The following is a 24787-nucleotide window of genomic DNA, read 5'->3' as shown; positions in this document are numbered from 1 at the left end:
CCCCATGATGGCGCGCGCTCCACGGTAAGACCCCAAGGCAAATCAAGCGGGTGGAGTTGCAGTGTCGGGGCGCAGTGCTGGGCTGCCAAGGGCATGCGGTTTTTGCAACCGGACTCCCTTCACCCCTGCAGGAGGCAAAGCCGGCTGGCGGACTTTTGGGCGCGGCTCAGGCCGCTGGGCGCAGCAGGGCGATGAGGCCGTTGAGCTCGTCGAGCGAGTGAAAGCCCAGGCTGATTTCGCCGCGCAAGGCGGCCCCGCTGCCCTTGACGCGAATGTGCACCGGCGCGGCCAGATGCTCGGCCAGCTCGGTTTCGATGCGTTGCAGCTCGCGCGCATCGCGGTCCGGCGCTGCAGCGGCGCGTGGCTTGGCGCTGCCGTCTTGCGCGGCGCGGGCGCACAGGCGCTCGGTTTCGCGCACCGACAGGCGCTTGGCATGCACTTGTTGCGCCACTTGCACCTGGGCGGCGCCGTCCAGCGCCAGCAGGGCGCGGGCGTGGCCCATGTCCAGGTCGCCGGCCAGCAACATGGCCTGTACCGGCTGGGCAAGGTTGATGAGGCGCAGCAGATTGCTCACCGCGGTGCGCGAGCGCCCCACCGCCTGCGCCGCCTGTTCGTGGGTGAAGCGGAACTCGGCGATGAGGCGCTGAATGCCCTGGGCCTCCTCCAGCGGGTTCAAGTCTTCACGCTGGATGTTCTCGATCAGCGCCATCGCCAGCGCGGCCTGGTCGGGCACCTCGCGCACCAGCACCGGCACCACGTCCAGCCCGGCCAGCCGGGCGGCCCGGGTGCGGCGTTCGCCGGCGATGATCTCGTAGCGGCCTTCGCCCAGCGGGCGCACCAGGATGGGCTGCATCACGCCCTGGGCCTTGATGCTCTCGGCCAGCTCGTACAGCGCCCCCTCGTCCATGCGGGTGCGCGGCTGGTATTTGCCGGGCACCAGGACTTCCAGCGGCAGGCTGGAGGGGCTGCCGGCCGGGGCGATATCGGCCCCTTGCGCGCCGAGCAGGGCTTCGAGGCCCAGACCCAGGCCTTTGCGTTTTTTGCCGGAAGCCGGCGGCGGAGTGGAGGGATTGGCGCTCATGGGAGGTTCGATGAATGGAATGGGGATGCTGCTGCTGGCGGTGCCACCGAACCGGCGGGGTTCGCCGCCACGGCAGCCGCAGCCAGTTCCTGCAGCCAGGCGCGGCCCTGCGGCCAGTCGCCCAGGCCGCTGGCGCTGTTGATATGCCCGAGCGCGCCGACATCCGTGTGGCGGGCGCCCCAGGTTGCGGCCATGCGTGCCGCGGCCTGGGTGCTGCAAAACGGGTCGTCGCTGCTGCTCAGCAGATGCGCCGGAAATGGCAGGCGCTGCAGCGGGTGGCTAGTCCAGCTGTGCAGGGCGGGCGGCAAGTCGGCGCGGGTCAAGTCGGGCGGCGCCACCAGCAAGGCTGCTAGCACCCGCCCGGCGCGGTTGTTGCTGGACGGGCTGAAGTTCGGACTGGCCGCGACCCAGCCTGCGACGAGATGGCAGCCCAGGCTGTGCGCGGCCAGCAGCACGGGCCCAGGGGCCTGGTTGACGGCTTCTTCGAGCTGGCAGATCCAGTCGCCGCGCAGTGGGGCGTCCCAATCGTGTTGCTGCACACGCAGGTCGCCATGCAGCGCTTCCCAGCGGCTTTGCCAGTGCTCGGGCCCCGAGCCTTGCCAGCCGGGCAGCAGCAGAACGGTGGGAGCGGCGATCATGGCTTCAGGCGGCAGCCACGGAGGCCGTAGCCGGACTGCGGACGCGGCGCACCATTTCCTGGGCGAACTCGATATAGGCGACCGCGCCCCGGCTGGATTTGTCGAACACCACACCGGGCTGGCCGTAGCTCGGCGCCTCGGCCAGGCGCACGTTGCGCGGAATGACGCTCTCGAACACCTTGGCGCCGAAATGGGTCTTGAGCTGTTCGCTGACCTGCTGCTGCAGGGTGATGCGCGGGTCGAACATCACCCGCAGCAGGCCGATGAGCACGAGTTCGGGGTTGAACTTGGCATGGACCTGGCGCACGGTGTTGACCAGGTCCGACAGGCCTTCGAGGGCGAAATACTCGCATTGCATGGGCACGATCACGCCATGCGCGGCGCACAGGCCGTTGAGGGTGAGCAGACCGAGCGAAGGTGGCGTGTCGATGAGGATGAAGTCGTAGTCCGGCGCGATCGGCTTGAGCACGTCTTTCAGCCGGTGTTCGCGCCGCTCCAGGTCCACCAGCTCGACTTCGGCGCCGGCCAGTTCGCGGTTGGCGCCGAGCACGTCGTAGCCGGCCCTGTCACTGTGGCGGCGGACTTCGGCCACGCCAGCCATGCCCAGCAGCACCTGGTAGACGCTGGGCGCGAGGCCGCGCTTGTCGATGCCCGAGCCCATGGTGGCATTGCCCTGCGGGTCGAGGTCGACCAGCAGCACGCGCTGGCCGACCTGGGCCAGCCCGGCGGCAAGGTTGACGCAGGTGGTGGTCTTGCCGACCCCGCCTTTCTGATTGGCGATGCAAAAGACCGATGCCATGGGGTTCCCTTACTGACCTTGCACGGGGTTGGGCGGCGTTGAATTGCTGCGCCGCAGCATCCATACCACGCAGCGTTGCGCATCCAGATCGGGCACGGTCAGTGCCTCCACATGGGCGTCGATCTCGACCGGTAAAGCGGCCAATTCGGCTTGCGGCGCATGGCCCTTCATCGCGGCCCAGCAGCCGCCCTCGCCCAGCAAAGGCGTCGTGAGCTGGATCAGGGTGCCGAGGTCGCTGAACGCCCGGCTGGTGATGCAGTCGAAACTGGGCTGCGTCAGGCGCTCCACCCGGCCATGCGCCACCTGGACCTGGGGCAAGCGCAATTCGGCCGCCGCTTGTTGCATGAACGCGCACTTTTTTTGCACTGCGTCATTCAACACGATCGGCATCTCGGGCAGCATGATGGCCAGCACCAGCCCGGGCAAGCCGCCGCCGGAGCCGACATCCAGCAAGCGCCGCGGCGCCCGTGCGGCCAGGCTCGGCACGAGGGCGAGGCAATCCGCCAGATGCAGGGTGAACATCTGCTGCGGCGCGCGCACCGCGGTGAGGTTGTAGACCCGATTCCAGCGTTCGAGCAGCTCGAGATAGGCCAGGAGCTGCGCGCGCTGCGTGGGGGTGGCTGGCAATTGCAGCGCGAGCAGCAGACGGTCGAGGCGCTCGGATGCGCTCGCGTTCTCGGCAGGGTGTTGCCGCCGGCTGGTGGGGCTGATGACGTTGGCCTGGCCATGGACGGCCGAGGCATGTTCTTTGGCACGGCTTGCGGGGAGACGTTGCATCGGCAATGGCGAATCAGGCGGCTTGTGACGGTGCGGCCGCGGGGCGCAACCGGCGTTTGCGCAAATGCACCAGCAAGAGCGAGATCGCAGCCGGCGTCACGCCAGAAAGGCGTGAGGCTAGGCCCAGGGTTTGCGGCCGTGCGCGCCCCAGTTTTTGCCGCACCTCGATGGACAGGCCGGAAACGGCGTCGTAGTCGAGATCGGCCGGCAGGGATAGATGCTCGTACTCGGCCGCGCGCAGCACGTCTTGCTGCTGCCGGTCGATGTAGCCGGCGTACTTCACGCCAATTTGCACCTGCTCGGCCTCTTCAGGCTGCAGGGCCTCCGGCGGGGCGAAGCGGCCCTCGAGCGCATTGACCAGGCGGTTGTATTCGACTTCCGGCCGGCGCAGCAGGTCTTCGAGCCGGTATTCGCGCTCGATCGTCTGGCCGACGAGTTGCAGCGCCTCCGCAGGCGGCAAGGTCTCGGGCTGCACCCAGGTGGAGCGCAGACGCTGGCGCTCGCGCTCGATGGCGTCGCGCTTGCGGCAGAAGGCGTCCCAGCGGGCGTCGTCTACCAGGCCGAGTTTGCGACCGGCCTCGGTCAGGCGCAGGTCGGCGTTGTCTTCGCGCAGGCTCAGGCGGTATTCGGCGCGGCTGGTGAACATGCGGTAGGGCTCGCTCACACCCTTGGTGATGAGGTCGTCGACCAGCACGCCGAGATAGGCTTGGTCGCGCGCCGGGCACCAAGGCTCGCGCCCCTGCGCCTGCAGCGCGGCGTTGGTCCCAGCCAGTAGACCCTGCGCCGCAGCCTCCTCGTAGCCCGTGGTGCCGTTGATTTGCCCGGCGAAGAACAAGCCGCCGATGGCCCGTGTTTCCAGCGATGTTTTCAACGCCCGCGGGTCGAAGTAGTCGTACTCGATGGCGTATCCTGGGCGCAGCAGGTGCGCCTGCTCCAAACCCGGAATGCTGTGCACCAGTTCGAGTTGCACGTCGAATGGCAGGCTGGTGGAAATACCGTTGGGATAGAACTCGTGGGTGCTCAGACCCTCCGGCTCGAGGAAGATCTGGTGGGCGTCCTTGCTGGCAAAGCGGTGAATCTTGTCTTCGATGCTGGGGCAGTAGCGCGGTCCGACACCTTCGATCACGCCAGTGTACATCGGGCTGCGGTCGAGGCCGCCGCGGATGATGTCGTGGGTGCGCGAGTTGGTATGCGTGATCCAGCAGGGGACCTGTGTTGGATGCTGTTCGGCACGACCGAGGAAGCTGAAGACGGGAACGGGATGGAGGTCGCCGGGCTGCTCTTCCATCTTGGAAAAGTCGATGCTGCGACCATCGATACGCGGCGGCGTACCCGTTTTGAGACGCCCTTGCGGCAGCTTCAGTTCGCGAAGGCGCTGCGCGAGCGAAATGGCGGGAGGGTCGCCAGCGCGGCCTGCGGCGTAATGGTCCAGGCCGATGTGGATTTTGCCGTCGAGGAAGGTGCCGGCCGTGAGCACCACGCTGCGCGCACGGAAGCGGATCCCGCTTTGCGTGATGGCGCCGTTGACGCGATCGCCCTGCCCGGTGGATTCGATCATCAGATCATCGACGGCCTGCTGGAATAGCCAGAGCTGGGTCTGATTTTCGAGCCGTTTGCGGATGTCGGCTTTGTATAGCAGTCGGTCTGCCTGGGCGCGAGTCGCTCGGACCGCCGGGCCTTTGCTGCCGTTGAGGACGCGAAACTGGATGCCAGCTTCGTCGGTGGCTGCTGCCATGGCCCCGCCGAGCGCGTCGATTTCTTTCACCAGGTGGCCCTTGCCGATGCCACCGATGGACGGATTGCACGACATCTGACCCAGGGTTTCAATGTTGTGCGTCAGCAGCAAAGTCGCCGCGCCCACGCGCGCAGCCGCCAGCGCTGCTTCGGTGCCGGCATGGCCACCGCCGACGACAATGACATCGAAATTTTTTGGGTAATCCATACGTGACGTATCCCTTGCAACGTTCTCATTGTAGGTCGAGCTTCGTTTCAGCACTGGAATGTTCCACGTGGAACATTCCAGTGCTTGGGTGCGCAGGTTGTAGTCCCGCGGTGCTAAATGCGAAAAAATTCCATTAGCAACTGGCAATGATTCGTCTAAATGCCGTGCAAAATGGATTTAAGTTTCATGTAAGTGAGCTGAAATAAGGTCATGCTTCATTTCTTATTGATGGAGTCGATTGACATGAATGCCCCCCTCTGTCTTTCCTTTCGCCCCGTCATCAAGGCGACATTCTTTCGTGCCGCCCTTGCCGCAGGGGTCACGCTCGCAGGACTGGGTTCCGCTTTTGCTTTCGGGGAGTTCCCGAGCAAGGTTCCTGTTCCAGCTGACAATCCCATGACGCCACAGAAGATCGCCCTTGGCAAACAGCTGTATTTCGACCCAAGGATTTCATTGAGTGGCAATGTCTCCTGTGATTCATGCCATAGGGTCACCAGTAATGGAAGTGATAGCCTGCCGCTTTCGTTTGGTGTCCTGGGCCGGGTGGATGTGTCACGCCATGCCCCGACAGTTTTCAATGCTGCCTTCAACACGGTTCAGTTCTGGGATGGTCGTGCGAAAAGCCTCGAAGGCCAGGCCAAAGGGCCTTTGCTGAATCCGATTGAAATGGGTATGCCGAATGGGGCGGCTGTGGTCCATCGCTTGGAGGAAATTAAGGGTTATAGCAAAGAGTTTGTCCAGGTTTTTGGGGTCAAAGACCCGATGACGTTCGAACATGTTGTGCAAGCCATTTCAACCTATGAACGCACGTTGGTGACACCAGACAGCGCGTATGACCGTTATGTCAAGGGTGATAAGTCGGCGATGAGCACGAGCGCAGTTCAGGGCATGCGTCTTGTGAAGTCCGAAGGGTGTGTGATGTGCCATAGTGGGGCCATGTTTGACAATCCTGGCACGCCCATGGGCACCGGTTGGTACCAGAAGTTTCCGGTTTACGCGAAGAATCCAGCTTGCTCGAGTGATATGGAGAAATATGATCTCATGAAGGACCCGGGCCGATTTGACGTGACTCACAAAGTTTCGGATGAGCATAAGTTCAAGGTCCCAAGCTGGAGAAATGTTGCGCTTGAAGCGCCTTACTTCCATAACGGATCGGTCCAAAAACTGTCCGATGCCATACGGATCATGGCGGTTTGCGAGTTGAACAAGTCGCTGACAGACGGACAGGTTCAGTCTATTTCGGCCTTCATGAACAGTTTGACAGGCAAGTTCCCGAAAGAAACTTTGCCACGTGAGCCGCAAACGCCTGGCACGACCATCATGATGCACGTTGCAAAGTTGGAGAAAACGGCGGAGGAAACCAAGGCGCAATGAGGTTTGCGACGCAACTGTCATAAGTGTCTGGTTTCTAGCCAGTGCGGTCAGTACGTTCTGGGGCTGTTCCACGTGGAACAGCCCCATCGTTTTGTGCGGCTCGCTGGAAGCGAGCCCAAAGGCGGCTACACTCGGTTACAACAAGCTCAACCGAAGAGCGAGCAAGCCATGAAATACACAGCCCCGTTGCGTCAGTTCACCCGTTGGTCCTGGGCCATCGCCCTGCTTCTGATGGGCCTGGCGTCCGCCCATGCTGCGCCTCCGGCGATGACCATTGAGCTGAAAAAACTAAGCGAACAAGTCTATGTCGCCGTGGGCGAGGCAGGTCCCGCCAGTTCTGCCAATCGGGGATTCAACTCCAATGCCGGGTTCGTCATCACCAAGGCTGGGGTTGTGGTCTTCGATACCCTGGGCACGCCGGTGCTGGGCGAAGCCCTGGTGCGGGCCATCAAGACCGTCACGGATCAACCCATCAAACTCGTGATCGTGAGCCATTACCACGCGGACCATTTCTATGGCCTGCAGGCCTTCAAGGATCAGGGGGCTGAAATTTGGGCGGACGTGAAAGCAAGACATGAGTTGGGCACGGACCTTTTCAAGCAGCGTCTCCAGCAACGTCAGCGTGACTTGTTTCCCGACGTGGACGAAAACCAAAAAATCGTCCCCGCCGATCGCTGGCTGAATGGCGACACCCATTTCGAGATGGGCGGCACCCACTTCAAGATCATCTATGCCGGCCCGGCGCATACGGCCGAGGACATTCTGCTCTGGGCGCAGGAGCCCCGGGTGCTCTTCGCTGGCGACTTGTTCTTCCAGGGGCGGGTGCCTTATGTCGTTGGAGCCAATCTGCGCGGCTGGCTGGCGTCGATGGACAAGATGACGACGCTGGATGCAGCCTGGGTGGTGCCTGGGCATGGCCAGCCCTCGAAGGACCCGATGCCGGGCATCACCATGACGCGGGACTACTTGCAGTTTCTCATGGCGCAAATGGGCCGGGGCGCGGACGACATGCTCTCCTTTGATGAGGCCTATGACCGCGTCGACTGGGGACGCTGGAAGTCCATGCCGGCCTTCGACGCTGCCAACCGGCTGAATGCCTACACCGCTTACCTGGAGATGCAGCAGGAGACGCTGAAGAAATAGGCCACGACCCAACGCGGCCGCTGCCCATGCAATCTCAGCGGGCAGCCGCGCCGAAAAAGGCGTCCCAGGCGGTCTTGGCAATGAGCAGCGCAACGATGGCCAAAAACATCCAGCGGACGAAGTGCGTGCCACGGCGCATCGCCAAGCGCGTACCCAAAACACTGCCAGTGATATTGCTCACGGCAATGAGTGCCGCGTAAGGCCACATCACATGGCCCTTGGCCGCGAACAGGATGAGCGCGGCCAAGTTGCAGGCGACGTTGACAACTTTGGCGCTGGCGGTGGCGTGAAGAAAGTCATAGCCAAAACCACGCACGAACAGGAACACCAGAAAATTCCCCGTTCCCGGCCCGAAAAACCCATCATAAAAACCAATGACGCCGCCGCCAATCGCCGCAAGAACCGTCTCGGTACGCCCTGTCAGGTGCGGTTTGTGATGATGCCCCAGATCCTTGCGCCAGAGGGTGTAGACCAGGACGATGGTGAGAATGAAAGGCAATGCCTTGCGAAAATCGCCCGATTCAATATGCGATATGGCGAGCGCGCCGAAGAAGGACCCGACGAAGGCAGCCAGGGCGGCCGGCAAAACCGTGCTCCAGGGGATACGAACCCGCCGCAGGAAAGACAGCATGGCCGCGGAAGTCCCCCAGATGGCACCGCCCTTGTTGGTGCCGAACAAGGTTGCCGGTGGCGTGGTGGGGAAAGCCGAAAACAGCGCCGGGACCAGGATCAGCCCGCCGCCGCCCACAATGGAATCCACAAAGCCGGCGGCCAGCGCGGCAAGGGCCAGGGTCAACAGGCCATAGTCCATAGGCGGGAGATGGAGGATTGCATGACGGGTGCATGAGGACGCGCCGCCGTGGTGCGAAAAAGAAAAGGCGCCTGAACCGCTGGTTCGGGCGCCCGTTTCAGCATATGGCCGCTGATGGCTTGGGGATTTTGCGGTGGACCGCAACCCCTATGGGCTGTCTCCTCAGTGCTCCCCTTGTGTCATTTGACGCGTGAGCATTGCGAACACGCAAGATTATTGAGGCATACAAGCAAAGGCGCACGCGGGAAAACCCGAGCTATTTTGGTGCATTGCAGCAAAATTGGGCTACCGTTCGGCTCAATGTCCCAGGCCGGGGAATAGCTTGAGCAAGCCGTCGCTCATCATTTCCACCGAGAGCGCTGCCAGAATCAAGCCCATGAGTCGCGTCATCACGTTGATTCCGGTCTTGCCCAGTGCCCTGGCAATGGGTTGGGCCGCACGAAACGCCAGCGCGCAAGCCAGGGCGATGATCACGCCGTAGGCCACCAGCACGAACTGGTCGGTCCAGTGATGCGCCTTATTGGCATAGATGATGACCGTGCTGATGGTGGCCGGGCCGGTGAGCAGGGGGATGGTCAGCGGCACGACGGCGACGCTGTCGCTGGCAACGGCTTCATCCACCTCTTCCGGCGTGGATTTGACGGCGCCCGGATGGGCATTGAGCATGCTGAATGCCGAGACCAGCAGCAGCATGCCACCGCCAACTTGAAAAGATGCCAGCGAGATGCCGAAGAAATGCAGCAGATCGATGCCGATGAGTGCGCTGACGGCAATGACCATAAAAGCGGAGAACGCGCTGATGAGAATGGTACGCTGGCGCTGCGCCGGCGTGAAGTTTTCAGTGAAGGCGATGAAAAATGGAATCACGCCCAGAGGGTTGACGATGGCCAGCAGCGCCACCAAAGGTTTGATGAGATTCATGGCGTGGGTGTGGATGCGCAGCCACAAGCGTAGTGCCTGGCGGGCGCTGCAGGAAGTGCCTGGCCGAAGTTGCCCGACAAGGCCATGGCCCGACACCGCGCACGCGCGGCGCCTGCGGAGCGACCTTGCGACCTTGGAGTGGAGGCAAAGACGCGCCACGCCACAATAGGGCATGGTCAAGTCGACGTCACTGCACGAAGCCGATGCGTCCTCGCTTGCTGGCCTGGTGCGGCGTCAAATCCTGCGCCAGCACCTCGCGACGCCCGGCGAGCTTGGCGGCGCCGAAGGCGCCGGTGATGAGGCGACGCATTTCGCGTGGCTTGCATTGCGTCAGCAAGTCGAGCGCGTCAGGACTCAGGGTTTCCGGGAAGGCGGCGCCCCAGTCATGGCTGTTGCGGATGCTGCTGTACAGGCGCTCGGCGATGCTGCGCAGCCCGGCTTCGTCAGGCGGGTCGATTTCATAGACATTGAGCCGGTTGAGCAGGGGCTCGGGAATGCCGGCGGCGTCATTGGCGGTGGCCACCCAGACCACGGCGCTGCAGTCGATCGGCACTTCGGCGAATTCGTCGGTGAAGTGCTGCGCCGTGTCGAATTCCAGCAGGCTGTAGAGCGCACCTAGCGGGTCGTACTGCGCCCCGCCCGCGGCCTTGTCGATCTCGTCGATGACCACCACCGGGTTGGCGAAATCGCCCTGCACCAGGGTCTCGAACACCTTGCCGGGGCGCGCGCCTTTCCACTGCGAGGACGAGCCCGACAGGATCCACCCGGCGGTGAGCGCATTCATGGGCGCGAGTGCCCAGGTGGTGCCCAGCAGCTGGGCGACGCGGCGCGCGAAATGGGTTTTGCCGATGCCCGGTTCGCCCAGCAGCAGCATGGGCGTGACCTCGATGGCGTCGCGGCTGTCGGCTGCGAGCGCGACGGAGCGGCGGATGTCTTCCAGCGGCTCGGTGAAGTTGGGCAGTTCGTGATGCAGCGTGTCCATGTCGGGCAGCTCGGCCGGCTTGATCGCCAGGCGCTGGCCGCCAGCTTCGATCATGCGCGCATAGGTGTGGCGCAACTGTTCATGCGCCTCGGGCGGCAGGCCTTTGAGCTTGCGCTCGACCTCGTCCACCGCATAAACCGACTTGTAGGCAGCCACGGCAATCATGATGCACCTCCTCGGCAAACACAGAGCCCATGCAAGGCCATGCACCAATCATGCCAGACCGAGACCGCCAAGCAAGTCTGCTCGCCGTGGCTGAGGGCCAATGGCGTGAACTTTTGCACACTTTGGCCCAAACATGGGTGCGGGGCTGGCCCTAGATCTCGATCTGCGTGCCGAGTTCGACAACCCGGTTGGGGGGGATGCGGAAATAGTCGGATGCATCCTGCGCGTTGCGGCTCATCCACGAGAACAGCACCTCGCGCCACGGCGCCATGCCTGGAATCTTGGACGGAACGATGGTCTGGCGCGCGAGGAAGAACGAGGTTTCCATCAGGTGGAATTCCAGCCCGAAGAGGCGTTCGCAGTTTTTCAGCAGGCGCTGAATGTCAGGCTCGTCCTTGAAGCCGAAGTCCACATGCAGCAGGTAGATGCCCTCCTCCATCGGCGTGAGCTGAATGGCTTGCTCGGGCAGCACATGCGGCACATCGGCGACCTGCGCCGACAGGAAGAACACGCGCTCATGCAGCACCTTGTTGTGCTTGAGGTTGTGCAGCAGCGCATGCGGCACGGTGTTGACATCGGGCGTGAGATAGATGGCCGTGCCTTCCACCCGCGTGGGCGGGTAGGTGGACAGGCTGTGGACGAAGTCCTTCAGGTTCAGCGCATGTTCCTGCAACTGCCGCTTGAGCAAGGTGCGGCCGCGCTTCCAGGTGGACAGCATGACGTAAACCGAGGCGCCGAACACCAGCGGGAACCAGCCGCCGTGGTCGATTTTCAGTGAGTTGGAAGCCAGGAACAGCAACTCCACCAGCGCCAGCGGAACGAACACGACATTGGCGCGCCGAGAGCTCCACGCCCAGCGCTTGGGCGCCACCATCCACAGGAACACGGTGGTGGTGAGCATGGTGATGTTCACGGCGATGCCGTAGGCGGCCGCCAGGTTGTCGGAGCTGCGGAAGGTCAGCACCAGAATCACCACGAAGATGAGCATCATCCAGTTGATGAAGGGCACATAGATTTGCCCCTGGTTGCTCGCGTTGGTGAACAGCACTTTCATGCGCGGCAGATAGCCGAGTTTGATGGCCTGCGTGGTCATGGAATAGGCGCCCGAGATCACCGCCTGCGAGGCAATGACCGTGGCCATGGCCGCCAGGATGACCAGCGGCCACAACGCCCAGTCGGGCGCCAGGTAGAAGAACGGGTTCTTCACCGTTTCGGGCCGTGCCAGCACCAGCGCGCCCTGACCGAAGTAGTTCAGCAACAAGCCTGGCATCACCACGCCCAGCCAGGCCCAGCGGATGGGTTCGCGGCCAAAATGGCCCATGTCGGCGTACAGCGCCTCGCCGCCGGTCAGAGTGAGGAACACCGCGCCCAGCAGGAACAATGCCAGCCCCGGTTCGCGGATGAACATATCCATGCCCCACCAGGGGTTGAGCGCCAGCAGCACGGCGGGGTTTTGCACGATTTGAAGCAAGCCCAGCACGCCCAGCACGCCGAACCACACCACCATGACCGGTCCGAAGTAGGAGCCCACCAGCGCGGTGCCGCGCTTTTGCACCAGGAACAGGCCGATGAGAATGAGCACGGTGATGGGCACCACGGCATCCTGCAGCAGCGGCGTGGCCACTGCCGTGCCCTCGATGGCCGAGAGCACCGAGATGGCCGGGGTGATGATGCTGTCGCCATAGAACATCGACGCGCCGATCAGGCCCAGCGCCACGGCGATGGTGCGGCCACGGGTGCGCGGCGCGTAGCGCCGCATGACCAGGGCCATCAGCGCCAGGATGCCACCTTCGCCGTTGTTGTCGGCGCGCAGCGCCAGCATGACGTACTTGACGGTGACGATGATGGTCAGCGCCCAGAAAATGAGCGACAACACGCCGTAGATGTTGGGGATGCTGTAGCCCAGGTCGTGCGCTGGGTTGAAGGCTTCTTTGAAGGCGTACAGCGGACTCGTGCCGATGTCGCCATACACCACCCCCAGGGCGCCCAGACTGAGGGCGGTCATCGATCCCTTGTGTTGTGTTTCGGTGTTTTGCATGGTTTGCGCGCCGCAGGCGACTGCTCGCACTGCGGGCCCGAATGAAGGGACTGCCATCTTAGGGCTGTTTTGCGCTGCAGCATCGCTCGCATTCCCCCTGTTGCCAGGGCGCCACCCACACTCTTTTTTGCGCCACATCAAAACCACGCCGTCGGCGTGCCGCCATCATCCGACTCATGATGCCCGCCAATCTCGATTTCCAGCCCGAGTTGATCCGCCGCTTCGACGTGGCCGGTCCGCGCTACACCTCCTACCCCACGGCCGACCGTTTTCGCCCGGATTTCAGCGCAGCCGGCTACGCCGCCTCGCTGCGCGAACGCGGCTGCGATACGGTCACGCCGCTGTCGCTCTACGTGCACATCCCGTTTTGCGAAACCCTGTGCTACTACTGCGGCTGCAACAAGATTCCCACCAAAAACCATGCGCGCAGCAGCCCCTACCTCGACCAGGTCGAGCAGGAAATGGGCTTGGTGGCCGGCCTGCTGGGCGCGCGTTTGCCCGTGACGCAATTGCACTGGGGGGGCGGCACGCCCACCTTCTTGTCGGACGCCGAGGCCGAGCGCCTGATGGACATGACGCGGCGCCACTTCGACCTGCAACCCGGCGGCGAATACTCCATCGAAATCGATCCGCGCAAGGTCAGTGCCGCGCGCGTGGCGCATCTCGCGGCGCTGGGCTTCAACCGCATGAGCGTGGGCATCCAGGACTTCGACCCCGCCGTGCAACAGGCGGTCAACCGCATTCAGAGTTTCGAGGAAACCCGGGACGTCATCGTCGCCGCGCGCGCCAACGGTTTTGCGTCCATCAGCGTCGACCTGATCTACGGCTTGCCCAGGCAGAACGCCTTCAACTTCGCCGCCACGCTGGAGCAAGTCATCACGTTGCGGCCCGACCGCGTCGCGCTCTACAGCTATGCCCATCTGCCCCAGCGCTTCACCCCGCAGCGCCGCATCCACGCCGCCGACCTGCCCGAGCCGCAAGCCAAGCTCGTGCTGCTGGGCCTGGCCATCCGCCGTCTGGCGCATGCCGGTTACGTCTATATCGGCATGGACCATTTCGCCCTGCCCGACGACGAACTCGCCCGCGCGCAGGAGCAGAGCAAGCTCCAGCGCAATTTCCAGGGCTATTCCACCCAGGCCGATCTGGACTTGCTGGCCTTTGGCGTCTCGGGCATCTCCAAACTCGGGCGTCAGTACATCCAAAGCGTCAAGACCTTGGAGGCCTATGGCGCGGCGCTCGCCGTCGGCGAGCTGCCGGTGGAGCGCGGCCTCAGCTTGAGCGCCGACGACCTGTTGCGCCGCGACGCCATCCAGCGCCTGATGTGCGATTTCGCCCTCGACCTGCAGGCCTTGGCGCAGCGCCACGGCGTGGACGATGCCGCGAGCTATTTCTCTGCCGACCTGCGGCGCCTGCAGCCGCTGGAGCAAGCCGGCTTGCTCCAGCGCGAGGGGCTCAAGCTGCGGGTCACGCCGCAAGGCCGGCTGCTGGTGCGCATCATCGCCATGCAGTTCGATCATCACCTGCACGACGCTGCGGCCCTGCTGCAGGCACCACGCTATTCGCGGGTGATTTGACGCCGTCGCGCCGCCGGTCAAGCCGCCTGCGCGCGCGAGCCGAAGCGTGCGTGCAATGCCGCGCGCAGGCTCGCATCCAGGGCCGGCAGGTGGGTTCGCACGGCGGCCAAGCGCTCATCCGCCGGCGTGCGCTGGGCTGCGGCCCACACCGGCTGCGGCCAATGCGCGTCCCAGCCCCAGCGGGCGATCACATGCCAGTGCAGGTGCGGCACGACGTTGCCCAGGCTGGCGAGGTTGATCTTGTCGGGCGCCAGATGCGTGCGCAGACCCTGCTCCACCAGCGCCAGCGCGTCCATGCAGGTGCTGCGCTGCAAGGGGGTCAGGTCGGTGAATTCGCGGGCATGGTGTTGCCAGACCAGACGGTAAAAAGCCGGATGCAGCGCATCGTCAGCGCGGATCAGCCGCATCCAGTCGCCGCTCCACACCAGCAAGCCGCCGGGCTCGGTGCAAAGCGGGCACCCCGGCGTCAATGCGTCTGCGACCGGCCCCTGCGCCACGGTCGGCTTATTCGTAGAAATCACCGCCGCCCTGGCCCGGGGCCAGATGCACCTGGCCGGGTTGCAGCCGGGTCATCGCCACGACATCGCCCACATAGGTGATGGGTCCGGTGGGTTGCCCGGTGGGCGAGCCACCGGCAGGCTCGACGCTGATGGCGAAGCCCTTGGCCTGGGACAGGGCCAGCAGCGCGGGTGCGGGTAGTTGCAGCGTGTCGGAGGAGCGGAGCTGCACCAGGCCCACGGCTTGAGGCTTGCCTTGCTTGGGCAGCATCCACAGTTCGAACGACTTGTTGCCGGGCGTGGCCACCGGACCCACCGCCGTGAGCACGAGGCGGCTGCCGTGCACGGTGAGCACGGCGCTGTGACCCTCGGGGCCCTTGAGCACGGCGGCCATTTGCGCCGCCGATGGTGCTCCCGGGCCGGGTTGCTGCAGCAGCATGACCAGCGACACCATGAGCGATGCCGTCAGCACGCCGAAGCCCAGCGTCAGGCCCATCCAGGTGCGTTTGGCCCAGCCCTTTTCCAACCGCTGCGGCACTGGTGTGCCGGTGCCAGGTTGAACGCGGGCAAGTATGCCGTCCCAGGCACGTGCCGGCGGTTCCTGGCGGAGCAGGCCGTCGTCGAGCCGCTGGCGCCAAGTCTGCAGGGCTTGCGCGAGCGTGGGTTCGGTTTGCAGCAGCGCCTCGAAGCGCCGCCGCGCGGCCGGGCTCATGCCGCCGGTGAGGTAATCGCTCGCCAGCCGGTTGCAGAGTTCGGGTTGGTGGTAGCGCGTCATGACCCGGCACCCTCCCCGAGGCATGCGCGCAGGGCGAGGATGGCGCGGCGAATGATGGTCTTGACGGTGCCCAGGGCCATGCCGCTGAGCTTGGCAAGTTCGCCATGCGACATGCCCATCACATACGAGTGGGTCAACAATTCGCGCTGCTGCGGTTTGAGTTCATCGAAGCAACGCTGGAGCGAGCCATGCGACATGCTGCGCTCCAGCAACTGCTCCGGCCCGGGCGCGGTGTCGGCCGGGTCCAGCGGCACTTCCATGGCGTCGAGGCTCTCCACGGGTTCGCGCCCTTTGGCGCGCAGCTTGTCGAGGCAGGTGTTGCGCACCACGGTGGCCAGCCAGACTTCGGCCGCACCTTGCGTCGGGCGGTAGCTGGCGGCTTGATGCCAGATCTTCACATAAGCTTCCTGCATGGCGTCCTCGGCTTGCGCCGGATCGCGCAACAGGCGCAGGCAGATGGCCCAGCCGCGGCGGCGTGTGGCTTCGTACAGCGCGGCGAAAGCCTGCTGGTCGGCCAGCGCGGTGTAGGCCAGGAGTTTTTCCAGATCGGGCATCGGAGAAGGTCGGGCGGTGTGCGGCTGGCGCAGCACACCAGAGCGGAACAAGCGCATCCGCCACCGCGCCTCAAGCCGCAGCTGCAACAGGCCCGATGGCCGCGGCAGCCGCCCCGGCGCGGGGGCGTTACCGCATCTTAATGGGAGGGCTTGCGCTTGCGCAGCCGGACTGAAACCAGTCATGACGAATCCAGTGAAAGCGTGGGCTTGCGATTGACCGGCGTCAGTCCAGCGTTCCATCAGGCGATGAACGCCGCCGGAACCGGGTTCTCGCCCAGGGCGTTGAGCAGGATGGCCCAGTGCATGGTTTCGTCACCCATGATGCTGGCGGCAGCCTTGGCCAGGTCGCGGTTGTGGAACTGCGGAACCGTGCCGAGATAGGCGCTGGCAGCGCCCTTTTCCAGTCCGGCGGCAAAGCGCAACACGTCGGCCTGGTTCTTCAGCTTGTCGGTCGGAAAGTTGTAAGCCGCTGGTTTCATCGACATCACCGGCGTGCCGCCGAGCTTGTTGATCGTGCTTTCCAGCACGCCGGCGTGCGCCTTGTGCTGGCCCTGGAATTCCACCGCCACAGCCAAAACCGGCTTTTGCAGCAGGCCCGATTCGGCGCCCACCTGATAGGCGGCGATCGCCTGGTATTCCAGGCCCAGAGCGACGTTCAGCATTTTGATGTCATCTTCGTTGGACATCGACGCGGCGAAGCTGCGGGCCGGCAACGCCAGGCCGCTGGCAGCGGTGAGGCCGGCGACGAACAGGCCGCCTTTCTTGAACCAGGTGCGGCGGTCGAGTGCGGGTGAATCCATACGGGCGTTGGTATCCATGATCATGTCCTTGGCAAAGTGGTTGAACGAACAGGCCGTGCCGATGCGCGACCTTGCAAACCACTACGCCGAGATACGGAACTTGGATTCATGCTGCCCCATCGGCAGCGCTTACTCAGCCGTCGAGAATAGAGGCGACAGAAGGAGCCCTGAAGAATGCGCGGATCAAGTGGGGCATCTGCTGCAGCTTGGCGAGTTGCTCCTCGATCTTGTCGCGGAGTTTTTCGCCCTGGCGCAAAGGGCGCCGTGCCGTGCCCGTGCGCTTGACATGGCTCCAGACCAGCTCGTCGGGGTTCAAGTCCGGCGCATAGCCGGGCAAAACCTGCAGAGGGTCAGGCGGCCTTCGGTGGAGGCGACGTACGGCTTCACCAGCGCCGTCTTGTGCGCCGGCAAGCCATCCACCACCAGATGCACCGGCCTGTGCCGATCCTGCATCATGCTTTGGAGCAGATCGACGAAGAGCGCGGCGGTGAGTGCGCCCTCATCGGTACAGAACCAGAAGGCCCCGTTGGCGTTGACTGCCGAGGCGGCACTGATGGACTGGCGCTGTCCGGGGCGCTGCACGATGGGGGTGTGGCCGCGCAGCCCCCAGGTCTTGCCATGCACCGTGTCGGCACGAAAGCCCGACTCGTCCCAGAAGATGGGCGTTTTTTTGCCGCCGCAAGGGCTTCCGTCGTCGCGTTCCGGCGCTGATCGCGTCTGGACCCAGACCTTCACCATCATGGTGTCGTCGACACCACGACACCGAGCCAGGCCGCGATGCGGCGGCCGTCTCCTCACGCCGCTCCGTGATGCCGGCGCTCGATTGCCGCGCCTGCTCGATCTCACGGGGCCCATGCAGGTCTTCGCGACGGCCAACGACCTTCGTCCAGGCGGGGCGAGCGCCGCCCTACGCGCTCCGGGTCGTGGCCAGGAATGGGGCGTGCGTCACCGCCTCGAGCGGGCTCGAACTCGCGACGGATGCGCTGTCGCCGCTCGACACGCTGGTGATCGCCGGTGGTCCAGGAGTCGATGCAGCCGCCGCGGACACGGTGCTGGTGGATTGGGTGCGAGGGCGCGTGGCCTCCGTCTGCACCGGGGCATTCCTGCTCGCGGCTTCCGGCGCGCTGGACGGCCGCCGCGCGACGACCCACGGGTCGTTCTGCGCCGAGCTGGCGCGGCGCTTCCCCAGCGTGCGCGTCGAGCCCGATCCGATCTTCGTGCGCGATGGCGCGGTCTGGGCCTCGGCTGGCGTGACCGCCAGCATCGATCTCGCGCTCGCTCTGGTGGAAGAGGATCTCGGCCGTGACGTGGCGCTGGCCGTGGCGCGTTACCTGGTGGTGTTTCTGAAGCGACCGGGAGGGCAGGCGCAGTTCAGTACGGCGCTGTCACTGCAGGTGGCGGATGACAAGTTCGGCGCACTGCACGCGTGGATCAGCGCGCATCTGGACCGTGACCTCTCGCTGCCGGTCCTGGCCGATCAGGCCGCGATGAGCGCGCGCAGCTTCAGCCGGCACTATCACGATGCCATTGGGTTGACGCCCGCCCGAGCCGTGGAGCGGCTGCGGGTGGAGGAAGCGCGGCGGCTGCTGTCGGAGTCGAATCTGCCGATCAAGCGGATCGCGCAGCGATGCGGGTTCGGCTCGAAGGAAACACTGTGGCGCAGCTTCCTGCGCCTGCTGGCCGCGGCGTCGCAGGACTGCCGCGGACGTTTTGGCCAGTTGTCCTGAAATCAAGCGGAGAGGCTTCTGAAAGCCCAGTGCGCGAAGGAGCCGGGAGCGTGCGCAACGCGATTGTCGGGTTTCATCCAACTTTGAACTCGCTCTGAGCACACTGATCAGTGACTTATCGAATGTCGATCGTTGCAATTTTGAACTGGCGCTTCATTCAATTCTGAATTTTCGGCATGGCCGTTCACCGAATATTGAATTTTTAGCGAATGTCGGGCGCTATACCGCCCTGTCGCTGGCAAATTTGGTCAAGGTCTCATGTTTTCCTGGCATCAACTGCTGTGTAATGGTGTTGCTTGATGGCGTCGGTAAAGCGCATGCGGGTGTGGCTGGCACGCTCGATCAGACCTACATGGCGTTGAACGTTGACCCCCGGCAACGTGATCACACGCAACGAGCGGTCGGTTGCCCAGTTGACGTTGGCCAGGCGCGGAACGATCGAGACCCCGAAGCCTTGGCGCACGATTTCAATCATCGCCTCGACCGAATTCAACTCCATCTCGTCCGACGTCGATACGTCGCAGCGGTGCAAGACCTCGTTCACCAGATGGCCGGTCCACGTGTGTCGGTCGAAGCGAATGAAGGGTGCTTGGCGAAGCATGTCCAGCGGTTCGTCTGGCAATTTGAACTGCGCGCGGCGTGGAACGATCAGCACCATGGCCTCGGTGTACAGAGGTGTCCAGCGTAGGCTGGAAGCCAGCGGACGGGGTGGCTTCGTCACCACTGCGGCGTCGAGTTCGCCGCGTTCGACGCGATCTGCAAAATCGCTGGAAAGGCCGGCCAAGATCTTGACCTTCAACCGAGGATGCTGCCGCCTGACCGCGCGCAGCGCATCAGCGAACGCTCCCATCAGCGCCGAGATCAACGCGCCGACGACGACAGTGCCCGACAACGCATCTTGGTCGGCCTCGGCCACCAGGGAGTCGTAGAGCAACACCAGTTGTTCGATTTGCGGCGCCATGGACCGGCCCGCCGTGTTCAGCACGACCGAGCGCGGACCGCGGTCAAACAGCACCTGCTCAAGGCTTTGCTCAAGCGCTCGCATCTGCAATCCGACCGCGGCCGAGGTCAGGCCGACTTCCCTTCCTGCCGCGGTAAAGCTGCCATGCCGAACGACGGCCAGAAAAGTCTTGAAGCTGCGGATCGAGGACATAGGGCGGTTGCTTCGGATTGATTTGACGTTGCGCAGTTGCCATGGCTTTGGCGGCAGAAGCGGCTTTCACGAGCATCCATCCGCAATATTAAAGTTTTTCTTGTCCTCGACGAAACAAAGGTTCGCTTTTCTTTTTTAAAGCGACTGGCCACAATAGGCACACATTGAGACGCTGTCGACCCATCGCTTGAAACTCATGGCGGACAAAAATTCCCACCTTCATGTATCGATCTGGCGTGGCAAGGAACACGGCAGTTTCGCCAGCTACGACGTCCCGAGGCTGGAAAGCCAAACGGTGCTCGACGTCGTCACCTATATTCAGCGCCAGCTCGACCCCAGCTTGAGCTATCGCTACGCCTGCCGCGTGGGCATGTGCGGCTCGTGCGCAATGACCGTCAACGGCGTGGCGCGCTGGACCTGCCGCACACATGTGGCCAAGGTCGAGCGCGGCGGGGAACTGGAGATCGCCCCGTTGTCGAACCTGCCGGTGATCAAGGATCTGGTCACCGACATGCGGGAATTTTTCGACAAGTGGGCGCGCGCGATGGGCCGCTTCCAGGGCAGCAGGACTCGCTCCGACGCGTTCGCTCGCGTCGATCCTGCCAGTCGCGAGCGCCGCGCCGCCGATGCCGGCATCGAGTGCATCGGCTGCGGCGTGTGCTACGCATCGTGCGACGTGGTCAGCTGGCGACCCGAGTTCCTGGGGCCGGCGGCGCTGAACCGTGCCTGGACCCTCGTGAACGACGTGCGCGACGTACTGCGTGACGAGCGGGTGCAGGCGACCTCGGGCGACAGCGGCTGCCACGCTTGCCACACCCAGGGCTCTTGCACCCAGCGCTGCCCGAAATCGATCGCGCCGACCGCCGGTATCGCCGGGCTCAAGCGCCTTGCGCTGGGCAGCAGCTCCCTGGGCCGGCGATGAACACGCGCATGCAGGTGCGGCTGTGGCTGTGGCAGCGCGTCAGCGCCGCGGTGCTGGGGCCGCTGGTGCTGATCCACCTGGGCACCATCATCTACGCGGTACACGCGGGTCTGAGCGCGGCCGCCATCCTCGGGCGCCTGCACGACAACGCGTGGTTCGGCGGCTTCTACGCGCTGTTCGTGCTGGCCTGCGCGGCGCACGTGCCCGTCGGCATGGCCCGCATCGCCGAGGAATGGCTGGCGTGGCGCGGCGCGAAGGCCATGCTGCTGGGCGGGGCCTTCGGCCTGCTGGTCCTGGTGGCAGGGCTGCGCGCGGTCTATGGTGTGGTGCTGTAATGAAGCGCCGCAACGACTTTCGGGCCCGCAACCACCCGGCGTACTGGGCCTTCTGGCTGCACCGGGTCTCGGGCCTGCTGCTGGCGTTGTTCCTGCCGCTGCATTTCTGGGCCCTGGGCCAGGCGCTGCACGGCGCGGCGGTGCTGCAGGGCTTCCTGAGCCTGGCCGACCAGCCGTTGTTCCGCTTCGCCGAGTGGGGTCTGGTGATGCTGCTGGCGCTGCACATGACCGGCGGCATCCGCTTGTTGCTCATCGAGTTCGCCCCTTGGTCCGGCCTGCGTCAGGACTGGATCGCGGTGGCGCTGGGTGCGGCTGCTGCCGTGGGCGTGGCCTTCGCGCTGGCCCTGCTCGGCTGAGCGCGTCGAGCAGACCTATCGAGGAATCCCGCATGAACATCGACCTGCAAGCCATCGAGGACGCGGCGCGCGAGCTTTACATACGCGCGCTCAAGGTGCTGCCGCCCGACATCAAACAAGGCTTTGAGCGACTCGTCGGCAGCGAAAGCGTGCCGCGCGCGCAAGGCGTGCTCAGGACCATGGTGACGAACATCGAGGTCGCTGAGCGCACCGACAACTTGCTGTGCCAGGACACAGGGGTGCCGATCTACAACCTGCGCATCGGCAGCGGCGTCGAGTTCGATGGCCATGCGCTGAAGGCGGCGATCCGGCGCGGCTGCGAGCGCGCCACGCGCGAGTACCCGTTGCGTTCGTCGGTGGTGCACCCGCTGACACGCCGCAACGAGCACACCTCCTGCGGCATTGAGGTGCCGGTGATCCACATCGATTTCGTCGATACGACGGACTTTCTTGACATCGAGATGATCCCGAAGGGGAGCGGCTCGGAAAACAACTCATTTCTGAAAATGGCGATCCCCGCCGAGGGCATCGACGCCATCAAGACCTTCGTCGTCGACTGCGTGATCGCCGCCGGTGGCAAGACCTGTCCGCCGACCATCGTTGGCGTCGGTCTGGGCGGCACGTCGGATCTGTGCGTTGCGCTGGCCAAACGCGCTGCCACGCGGCCGCTGGGTACCCGCTGCGACGACCCCGACGGCGCTCTCCTCGAGGATGAGCTGTCGCATGCGGTCAACCAGCTCGGGGTTGGGCCGCAGGGACTCGGGGGCGATTCGACCGCCTTTGCCGTGCACATCGAACTGGCGGCCACGCACATCACGATGAACCCGATCGCCGTGAACATGCAGTGCCATTCCGCACGCCGCGCCCGGGCCAGCTTCACCCCGACTGGCGTTCACTACGGATTCTGACCATGGCCCACCACGCACTGAACACCCCGGTCAGCGAGGCGCAGGTACGCGCGCTGCTCGCGGGCGACACGGTGACCCTGCAGTCCACGCTGTTCGGCATCCGCGATGCGACCCAGATCCACATGTTCGACCGCGGGCGCACGACCCGCTTCGATCTGCGTGGGCACGCCGTGATCCACACCGCGCCGAACGTGCGCCGGGTCGCGACGAGCCCCGAGTTCCCGGCGGGTTACGCGCCGGTGTGCGTTGGCACGACGACCTCGGACCGCATGGAACGCTTCACCTGGCCGCTGATGCGGCAGTATGGCGTGCGCATGATCGTCGGCAAAGGCGGGCTGCGCACCGACTCGCTCGAGGCCTTCGCCAAACTCGGTGGCGTGTATCTGGCCATCGTCGGCGGTGCGGCGGCGCTGGAGAGCACCTGGATCGAGCAGATCGAGGACGTCGACCTCGACGACCTGAACCCGGAATCGTTGTGGAAGTTCCGCATCCGCGATTTCGGGCCGCTGCTCGTGGCGATGGACAGCCACGGCAACAGCCTGTACGACGACGTGAAGCGCGACGTGCAGGAACGCCGCGCTCGCGTGCTGGCCGGGCTTGGCGTGAGAACGGCGTGAGGCCAACGCGCACATGGACTTGAAGCGGATCGACACCGATATCCTGATCCTCGGCTCGGGTGGTGCCGGGCTGTTCGCAGCGCTGCATGCGCACCAAGCCGACCCTCGACTGTCGATCACGATCGCGGTCAAGGGCCTGCTGGGCAAGTGTGGCTGCACGCGCATGGTGCAGGGCGGCTACAACGTTGCGCTCGCCGAGGGCGACTCGGTCGAGCGGCACTTCATGGACACCATCGAGGGAGGCAAGTGGCTGTCCAACCAGGATCTGGCCTGGACCCTGGTGACCAAGGCGGTGGAGCGCATCCACGAGCTTGAAAACGAACTCGGCTGCTTTTTCGACCGCAACCCGGACGGCACCGTGCACCAGAAGGCCTTTGCCGGGCAGACCTTCGACCGCACGGTGCACAAGGGCGACCTGACCGGGATCGAGATCATCAATCGCCTGGCCGAGCAGGTCTGGGCGCGCGGCATCGGCCGGCTCGAGGAGCACCGCGCCATCGAACTCGTGCGCACGCCCGACGGCAGGGCGCTGGCCGGCGTGCTGATGATCGACATGCGCAGCGGCGGGTTCGTGTTCGTGCGCGCCGGCGCGGTGCTGCTGGCAACCGGCGGCGGGCCGACCATGTACAAGTTCAACACGCCGTCGGGTGACAAGAGCTGCGACGGTCTGGCCATGGCGCTACGCGCCGGGCTGGCGCTGCGCGACATGGAAATGGTGCAGTTTCACCCCACCGGACTGCTGGCGGGCGCGCACACGCGCATGACGGGTACCGTGCTCGAGGAGGGGCTGCGCGGCGCGGGAGGCTGGCTGCTCAACGGCCGGGGTGAGCGCTTCATGCACAACTACGACCCGCGCGGCGAGCGCGCCACGCGCGACATCGTGTCGCGCGGCATCTTCGCCGAGATGCGTGCCGGGCGCACCTCGCCCAATGGCGGCGTGTACATCCAGATGTCCCACCTCGGCGCGGACCAGGTCAGGCAGCAGTTCAAGGGCATGGTCGAGCGCTGTGCCGACTGCGGGTTCGACTTGGCCGGCGGCAAGGTCGAGGTCGTGCCCACCGCGCACTACATGATGGGTGGCGTGGTGTTCCGCCCGGACTGCACCACCGAACTGCACGGGCTATTCGCCGCCGGCGAGGACACCGGCGGGGTGCATGGCGCCAACCGCCTGGGCGGCAACGGCGTGGCCAATTCGACAGTCTTCGGCGGCATTGCCGGCGAAACCATGGCGCTGTGGGTCCGGGGCAACCCGGGCCGCCGCGAGCCGGATCTGGGGGCGATCCAGCGCAGCATCGCCGCGCACGAAGCCCCGTTTACGCAAAAGCCAGGTGACCTCAATGCGATTCGCGAGGCGCTATACGGCTGCATGTGGGAAGACGTCGGCATTCTGCGCGACGCGAACGGACTGGCGCGGGCCCAGGCCCGGCTGGCCGAACTGGAAGGCGAACTGGCCGCGGTCGGCGTGGCGGACGGTGAGCGTGCCTACAACCTGAGCTGGCACGACTGGCTGAACCTGCGCAACCTGATCGCGGTCAGCCGCGTGATTGCTGCGGCGGCAGCCAGCCGGGAGAATTCGCGCGGCGCGCATTTTCGCGAGGACTTTCCGGATGCCGGCGAACTCGCCACGTCGGCCTACAGCGTCGCGCGCCAGGATGGCGAGCGGGTTGCCGTGTCGCACGACCCCGTGGTGTTCTCCCGCGTCCACCCCGGGCAGACCATCCTGGTTGACATCGGCCCGGTGCAGGCGAAGTTGGCCGCGGCGTGATCTCGGCAACCCGGGACGCCATGATGCAGGCACTGGACTTTCTGGGTTGCGCGATCGACGCCGCGCCATGCTGCGGAGATCGTTCGCCGCAGGCGCGCTGCTGGTGTTGGAGACCGGCAGCTGCGTTGACGTG

23 protein-coding genes and 2 pseudogenes are annotated in these 24787 nt (G+C 64.8%); 10 read left to right on the top strand and 15 right to left on the bottom strand.

What is annotated here, in order from left to right; all coding sequences use genetic code 11:
- Window positions 1–166: 166 nt before the first annotated feature.
- Genes ACYCUK_RS04340 through mnmG form a run of 5 tightly spaced genes read right to left on the bottom strand, consistent with a single transcriptional unit; the run spans window position 167 to window position 5237 of the window.
- Window positions 167–1081, bottom strand: coding sequence for a ParB/RepB/Spo0J family partition protein (locus ACYCUK_RS04340; protein WP_461593604.1), 915 nt, complete (start codon window positions 1079–1081; stop codon window positions 167–169).
- On the bottom strand, window positions 1078–1719 hold the full coding sequence (locus ACYCUK_RS04335) for an RBBP9/YdeN family alpha/beta hydrolase (protein ID WP_461593603.1): 642 nt from the start codon (window positions 1717–1719) through the stop codon (window positions 1078–1080). Before ACYCUK_RS04335 ends, ACYCUK_RS04340 begins: the two co-directional genes overlap by 4 nt.
- A 4-nt stretch (window positions 1720–1723) precedes the next feature.
- Window positions 1724–2518 (bottom strand): ParA family protein, encoded by a 795-nt coding sequence (locus tag ACYCUK_RS04330; protein ID WP_461593602.1) that lies wholly within the window; start codon window positions 2516–2518, stop codon window positions 1724–1726.
- Window positions 2519–2527: 9 nt separating this feature from the next.
- Entirely contained in the window at window positions 2528–3295 is a 768-nt protein-coding gene (rsmG, locus tag ACYCUK_RS04325) for a 16S rRNA (guanine(527)-N(7))-methyltransferase RsmG (protein ID WP_461593601.1), read from the bottom strand.
- A 13-nt stretch (window positions 3296–3308) separates the two neighbouring features.
- Window positions 3309–5237, bottom strand: coding sequence for a tRNA uridine-5-carboxymethylaminomethyl(34) synthesis enzyme MnmG (mnmG, locus tag ACYCUK_RS04320; RefSeq protein ID WP_461593600.1), 1929 nt, complete (start codon window positions 5235–5237; stop codon window positions 3309–3311).
- A gap of 243 nt (window positions 5238–5480) precedes the next feature.
- On the opposite strand from mnmG, the gene ACYCUK_RS04315 reads away from it, so the two are divergent.
- Window positions 5481–6611, top strand: coding sequence for a cytochrome-c peroxidase (locus tag ACYCUK_RS04315; RefSeq protein WP_461593599.1), 1131 nt, complete (start codon window positions 5481–5483; stop codon window positions 6609–6611).
- 168 nt (window positions 6612–6779) lie between these two features.
- A complete protein-coding gene (locus tag ACYCUK_RS04310) occupies window positions 6780–7754 on the top strand; it encodes an MBL fold metallo-hydrolase (protein WP_461593598.1) in 975 nt (324 codons plus the stop codon).
- Window positions 7755–7788: 34 nt separating this feature from the next.
- Here the strand turns inward: ACYCUK_RS04310 and ACYCUK_RS04305 are convergent, their stop codons facing one another.
- The 4 genes from ACYCUK_RS04305 to ACYCUK_RS04290 form a co-directional block, all read right to left on the bottom strand.
- Window positions 7789–8565 carry a sulfite exporter TauE/SafE family protein gene (locus ACYCUK_RS04305; RefSeq protein ID WP_461593597.1) on the bottom strand — a complete coding sequence of 259 codons (777 nt, stop codon included), beginning with the start codon at window positions 8563–8565 and terminating at the stop codon, window positions 7789–7791.
- 297 nt (window positions 8566–8862) lie between these two features.
- Window positions 8863–9486, bottom strand: coding sequence for a MarC family protein (locus ACYCUK_RS04300; protein WP_461593596.1), 624 nt, complete (start codon window positions 9484–9486; stop codon window positions 8863–8865).
- A gap of 187 nt (window positions 9487–9673) precedes the next feature.
- Window positions 9674–10633, bottom strand: a complete 960-nt coding sequence (locus tag ACYCUK_RS04295; protein ID WP_461593595.1) for an AAA family ATPase — start codon at window positions 10631–10633, stop codon at window positions 9674–9676.
- Window positions 10634–10784: 151 nt separating this feature from the next.
- Complete coding sequence (locus ACYCUK_RS04290) at window positions 10785–12671, bottom strand: potassium transporter Kup (RefSeq protein WP_461593594.1); 1887 nt, start codon at window positions 12669–12671, stop codon at window positions 10785–10787.
- 176 nt (window positions 12672–12847) lie between these two features.
- Between ACYCUK_RS04290 and hemN the strand changes: the two genes are divergently transcribed.
- Entirely contained in the window at window positions 12848–14245 is a 1398-nt protein-coding gene (gene hemN, locus ACYCUK_RS04285) for an oxygen-independent coproporphyrinogen III oxidase (RefSeq protein WP_461593593.1), read from the top strand.
- A gap of 17 nt (window positions 14246–14262) precedes the next feature.
- On the opposite strand, the gene ACYCUK_RS04280 is transcribed toward hemN, so the two are convergent.
- From ACYCUK_RS04280 to ACYCUK_RS04260, 5 genes and pseudogenes are all read right to left on the bottom strand, one after another.
- Window positions 14263–14652, bottom strand: coding sequence for an HIT family protein (locus tag ACYCUK_RS04280; protein WP_461593614.1), 390 nt, complete (start codon window positions 14650–14652; stop codon window positions 14263–14265).
- Window positions 14653–14749: 97 nt separating this feature from the next.
- On the bottom strand, window positions 14750–15517 hold the full coding sequence (locus ACYCUK_RS04275) for an anti-sigma factor (RefSeq protein ID WP_461593592.1): 768 nt from the start codon (window positions 15515–15517) through the stop codon (window positions 14750–14752).
- On the bottom strand, window positions 15514–16254 hold the full coding sequence (locus tag ACYCUK_RS04270; RefSeq protein WP_461593591.1) for an RNA polymerase sigma factor: 741 nt from the start codon (window positions 16252–16254) through the stop codon (window positions 15514–15516). The genes ACYCUK_RS04275 and ACYCUK_RS04270 overlap by 4 nt, the downstream gene beginning before the upstream one ends.
- Window positions 16255–16310: 56 nt before the next feature.
- On the bottom strand, window positions 16311–16889 hold the full coding sequence (locus ACYCUK_RS04265; protein ID WP_461593590.1) for a ferritin-like domain-containing protein: 579 nt from the start codon (window positions 16887–16889) through the stop codon (window positions 16311–16313).
- A 115-nt stretch (window positions 16890–17004) separates the two neighbouring features.
- Window positions 17005–17531, bottom strand: a pseudogene (locus ACYCUK_RS04260) (IS630 family transposase); the annotation flags it as partial.
- Window positions 17532–17694: 163 nt separating this feature from the next.
- On the opposite strand from ACYCUK_RS04260, the pseudogene ACYCUK_RS04255 reads away from it, so the two are divergent.
- A pseudogene (locus tag ACYCUK_RS04255) lies at window positions 17695–18598 on the top strand (GlxA family transcriptional regulator).
- A 256-nt stretch (window positions 18599–18854) separates the two neighbouring features.
- Here the strand turns inward: ACYCUK_RS04255 and ACYCUK_RS04250 are convergent.
- Window positions 18855–19751 carry a LysR family transcriptional regulator gene (locus ACYCUK_RS04250; protein ID WP_461593589.1) on the bottom strand — a complete coding sequence of 299 codons (897 nt, stop codon included), beginning with the start codon at window positions 19749–19751 and terminating at the stop codon, window positions 18855–18857.
- A gap of 196 nt (window positions 19752–19947) precedes the next feature.
- Here ACYCUK_RS04250 and ACYCUK_RS04245 point away from each other — a divergent pair, with 196 nt between their 5' ends.
- From ACYCUK_RS04245 to ACYCUK_RS04220, 6 genes are read left to right on the top strand one after another with little or no spacing between them, the layout of a single operon-like run.
- Window positions 19948–20673: a succinate dehydrogenase/fumarate reductase iron-sulfur subunit gene (locus tag ACYCUK_RS04245; protein ID WP_461593588.1), complete on the top strand. Its 726-nt coding sequence runs from the start codon at window positions 19948–19950 to the stop codon at window positions 20671–20673.
- Complete coding sequence (locus ACYCUK_RS04240) at window positions 20670–21008, top strand: succinate dehydrogenase (protein WP_461593587.1); 339 nt, start codon at window positions 20670–20672, stop codon at window positions 21006–21008. The genes ACYCUK_RS04245 and ACYCUK_RS04240 overlap by 4 nt, the downstream gene beginning before the upstream one ends.
- Window positions 21008–21364 carry a succinate dehydrogenase, cytochrome b556 subunit gene (gene sdhC, locus ACYCUK_RS04235; protein ID WP_461593586.1) on the top strand — a complete coding sequence of 119 codons (357 nt, stop codon included), beginning with the start codon at window positions 21008–21010 and terminating at the stop codon, window positions 21362–21364. The genes ACYCUK_RS04240 and sdhC overlap by 1 nt, the downstream gene beginning before the upstream one ends.
- Before the next feature lie 32 nt (window positions 21365–21396).
- Entirely contained in the window at window positions 21397–22272 is an 876-nt protein-coding gene (locus ACYCUK_RS04230) for a fumarate hydratase (RefSeq protein WP_461593585.1), read from the top strand.
- Window positions 22273–22274: 2 nt separating this feature from the next.
- Window positions 22275–22889: a fumarate hydratase C-terminal domain-containing protein gene (locus ACYCUK_RS04225; protein WP_461593584.1), complete on the top strand. Its 615-nt coding sequence runs from the start codon at window positions 22275–22277 to the stop codon at window positions 22887–22889.
- A gap of 13 nt (window positions 22890–22902) precedes the next feature.
- A complete protein-coding gene (locus ACYCUK_RS04220) occupies window positions 22903–24654 on the top strand; it encodes an L-aspartate oxidase (protein WP_461593583.1) in 1752 nt (583 codons plus the stop codon).
- Window positions 24655–24787 lie beyond the last annotated feature (133 nt).

The sequence above is a fragment of the Thiomonas sp. genome (assembly GCF_054608695.1).
Note: the sequence above shows the minus strand (reverse complement) of the source record. Positions and strands in the feature narration are given on the sequence as shown.

What these genes read in the sequence shown, in the direction of transcription:
- ACYCUK_RS04340 (WP_461593604.1), bottom strand. Translation starts at nt 1,081, where the DNA reads ATGAGCGCCAATCCCTCCACTCCGCCGCCGGCTTCCGGCAAAAAACGC.
- ACYCUK_RS04335 (WP_461593603.1), bottom strand. Translation starts at nt 1,719, where the DNA reads ATGATCGCCGCTCCCACCGTTCTGCTGCTGCCCGGCTGGCAAGGCTCG.
- ACYCUK_RS04330 (WP_461593602.1), bottom strand. Translation starts at nt 2,518, where the DNA reads ATGGCATCGGTCTTTTGCATCGCCAATCAGAAAGGCGGGGTCGGCAAG.
- rsmG (WP_461593601.1), bottom strand. Translation starts at nt 3,295, where the DNA reads ATGCAACGTCTCCCCGCAAGCCGTGCCAAAGAACATGCCTCGGCCGTC.
- mnmG (WP_461593600.1), bottom strand. Translation starts at nt 5,237, where the DNA reads ATGGATTACCCAAAAAATTTCGATGTCATTGTCGTCGGCGGTGGCCAT.
- ACYCUK_RS04315 (WP_461593599.1), top strand. Translation starts at nt 5,481, where the DNA reads ATGAATGCCCCCCTCTGTCTTTCCTTTCGCCCCGTCATCAAGGCGACA.
- ACYCUK_RS04310 (WP_461593598.1), top strand. Translation starts at nt 6,780, where the DNA reads ATGAAATACACAGCCCCGTTGCGTCAGTTCACCCGTTGGTCCTGGGCC.
- ACYCUK_RS04305 (WP_461593597.1), bottom strand. Translation starts at nt 8,565, where the DNA reads ATGGACTATGGCCTGTTGACCCTGGCCCTTGCCGCGCTGGCCGCCGGC.
- ACYCUK_RS04300 (WP_461593596.1), bottom strand. Translation starts at nt 9,486, where the DNA reads ATGAATCTCATCAAACCTTTGGTGGCGCTGCTGGCCATCGTCAACCCT.
- ACYCUK_RS04295 (WP_461593595.1), bottom strand. Translation starts at nt 10,633, where the DNA reads ATGATTGCCGTGGCTGCCTACAAGTCGGTTTATGCGGTGGACGAGGTC.
- ACYCUK_RS04290 (WP_461593594.1), bottom strand. Translation starts at nt 12,671, where the DNA reads ATGCAAAACACCGAAACACAACACAAGGGATCGATGACCGCCCTCAGT.
- hemN (WP_461593593.1), top strand. Translation starts at nt 12,848, where the DNA reads ATGATGCCCGCCAATCTCGATTTCCAGCCCGAGTTGATCCGCCGCTTC.
- ACYCUK_RS04280 (WP_461593614.1), bottom strand. Translation starts at nt 14,652, where the DNA reads ATGCGGCTGATCCGCGCTGACGATGCGCTGCATCCGGCTTTTTACCGT.
- ACYCUK_RS04275 (WP_461593592.1), bottom strand. Translation starts at nt 15,517, where the DNA reads ATGACGCGCTACCACCAACCCGAACTCTGCAACCGGCTGGCGAGCGAT.
- ACYCUK_RS04270 (WP_461593591.1), bottom strand. Translation starts at nt 16,254, where the DNA reads ATGACTGGTTTCAGTCCGGCTGCGCAAGCGCAAGCCCTCCCATTAAGA.
- ACYCUK_RS04265 (WP_461593590.1), bottom strand. Translation starts at nt 16,889, where the DNA reads ATGGATACCAACGCCCGTATGGATTCACCCGCACTCGACCGCCGCACC.
- ACYCUK_RS04250 (WP_461593589.1), bottom strand. Translation starts at nt 19,751, where the DNA reads ATGTCCTCGATCCGCAGCTTCAAGACTTTTCTGGCCGTCGTTCGGCAT.
- ACYCUK_RS04245 (WP_461593588.1), top strand. Translation starts at nt 19,948, where the DNA reads ATGGCGGACAAAAATTCCCACCTTCATGTATCGATCTGGCGTGGCAAG.
- ACYCUK_RS04240 (WP_461593587.1), top strand. Translation starts at nt 20,670, where the DNA reads ATGAACACGCGCATGCAGGTGCGGCTGTGGCTGTGGCAGCGCGTCAGC.
- sdhC (WP_461593586.1), top strand. Translation starts at nt 21,008, where the DNA reads ATGAAGCGCCGCAACGACTTTCGGGCCCGCAACCACCCGGCGTACTGG.
- ACYCUK_RS04230 (WP_461593585.1), top strand. Translation starts at nt 21,397, where the DNA reads ATGAACATCGACCTGCAAGCCATCGAGGACGCGGCGCGCGAGCTTTAC.
- ACYCUK_RS04225 (WP_461593584.1), top strand. Translation starts at nt 22,275, where the DNA reads ATGGCCCACCACGCACTGAACACCCCGGTCAGCGAGGCGCAGGTACGC.
- ACYCUK_RS04220 (WP_461593583.1), top strand. Translation starts at nt 22,903, where the DNA reads ATGGACTTGAAGCGGATCGACACCGATATCCTGATCCTCGGCTCGGGT.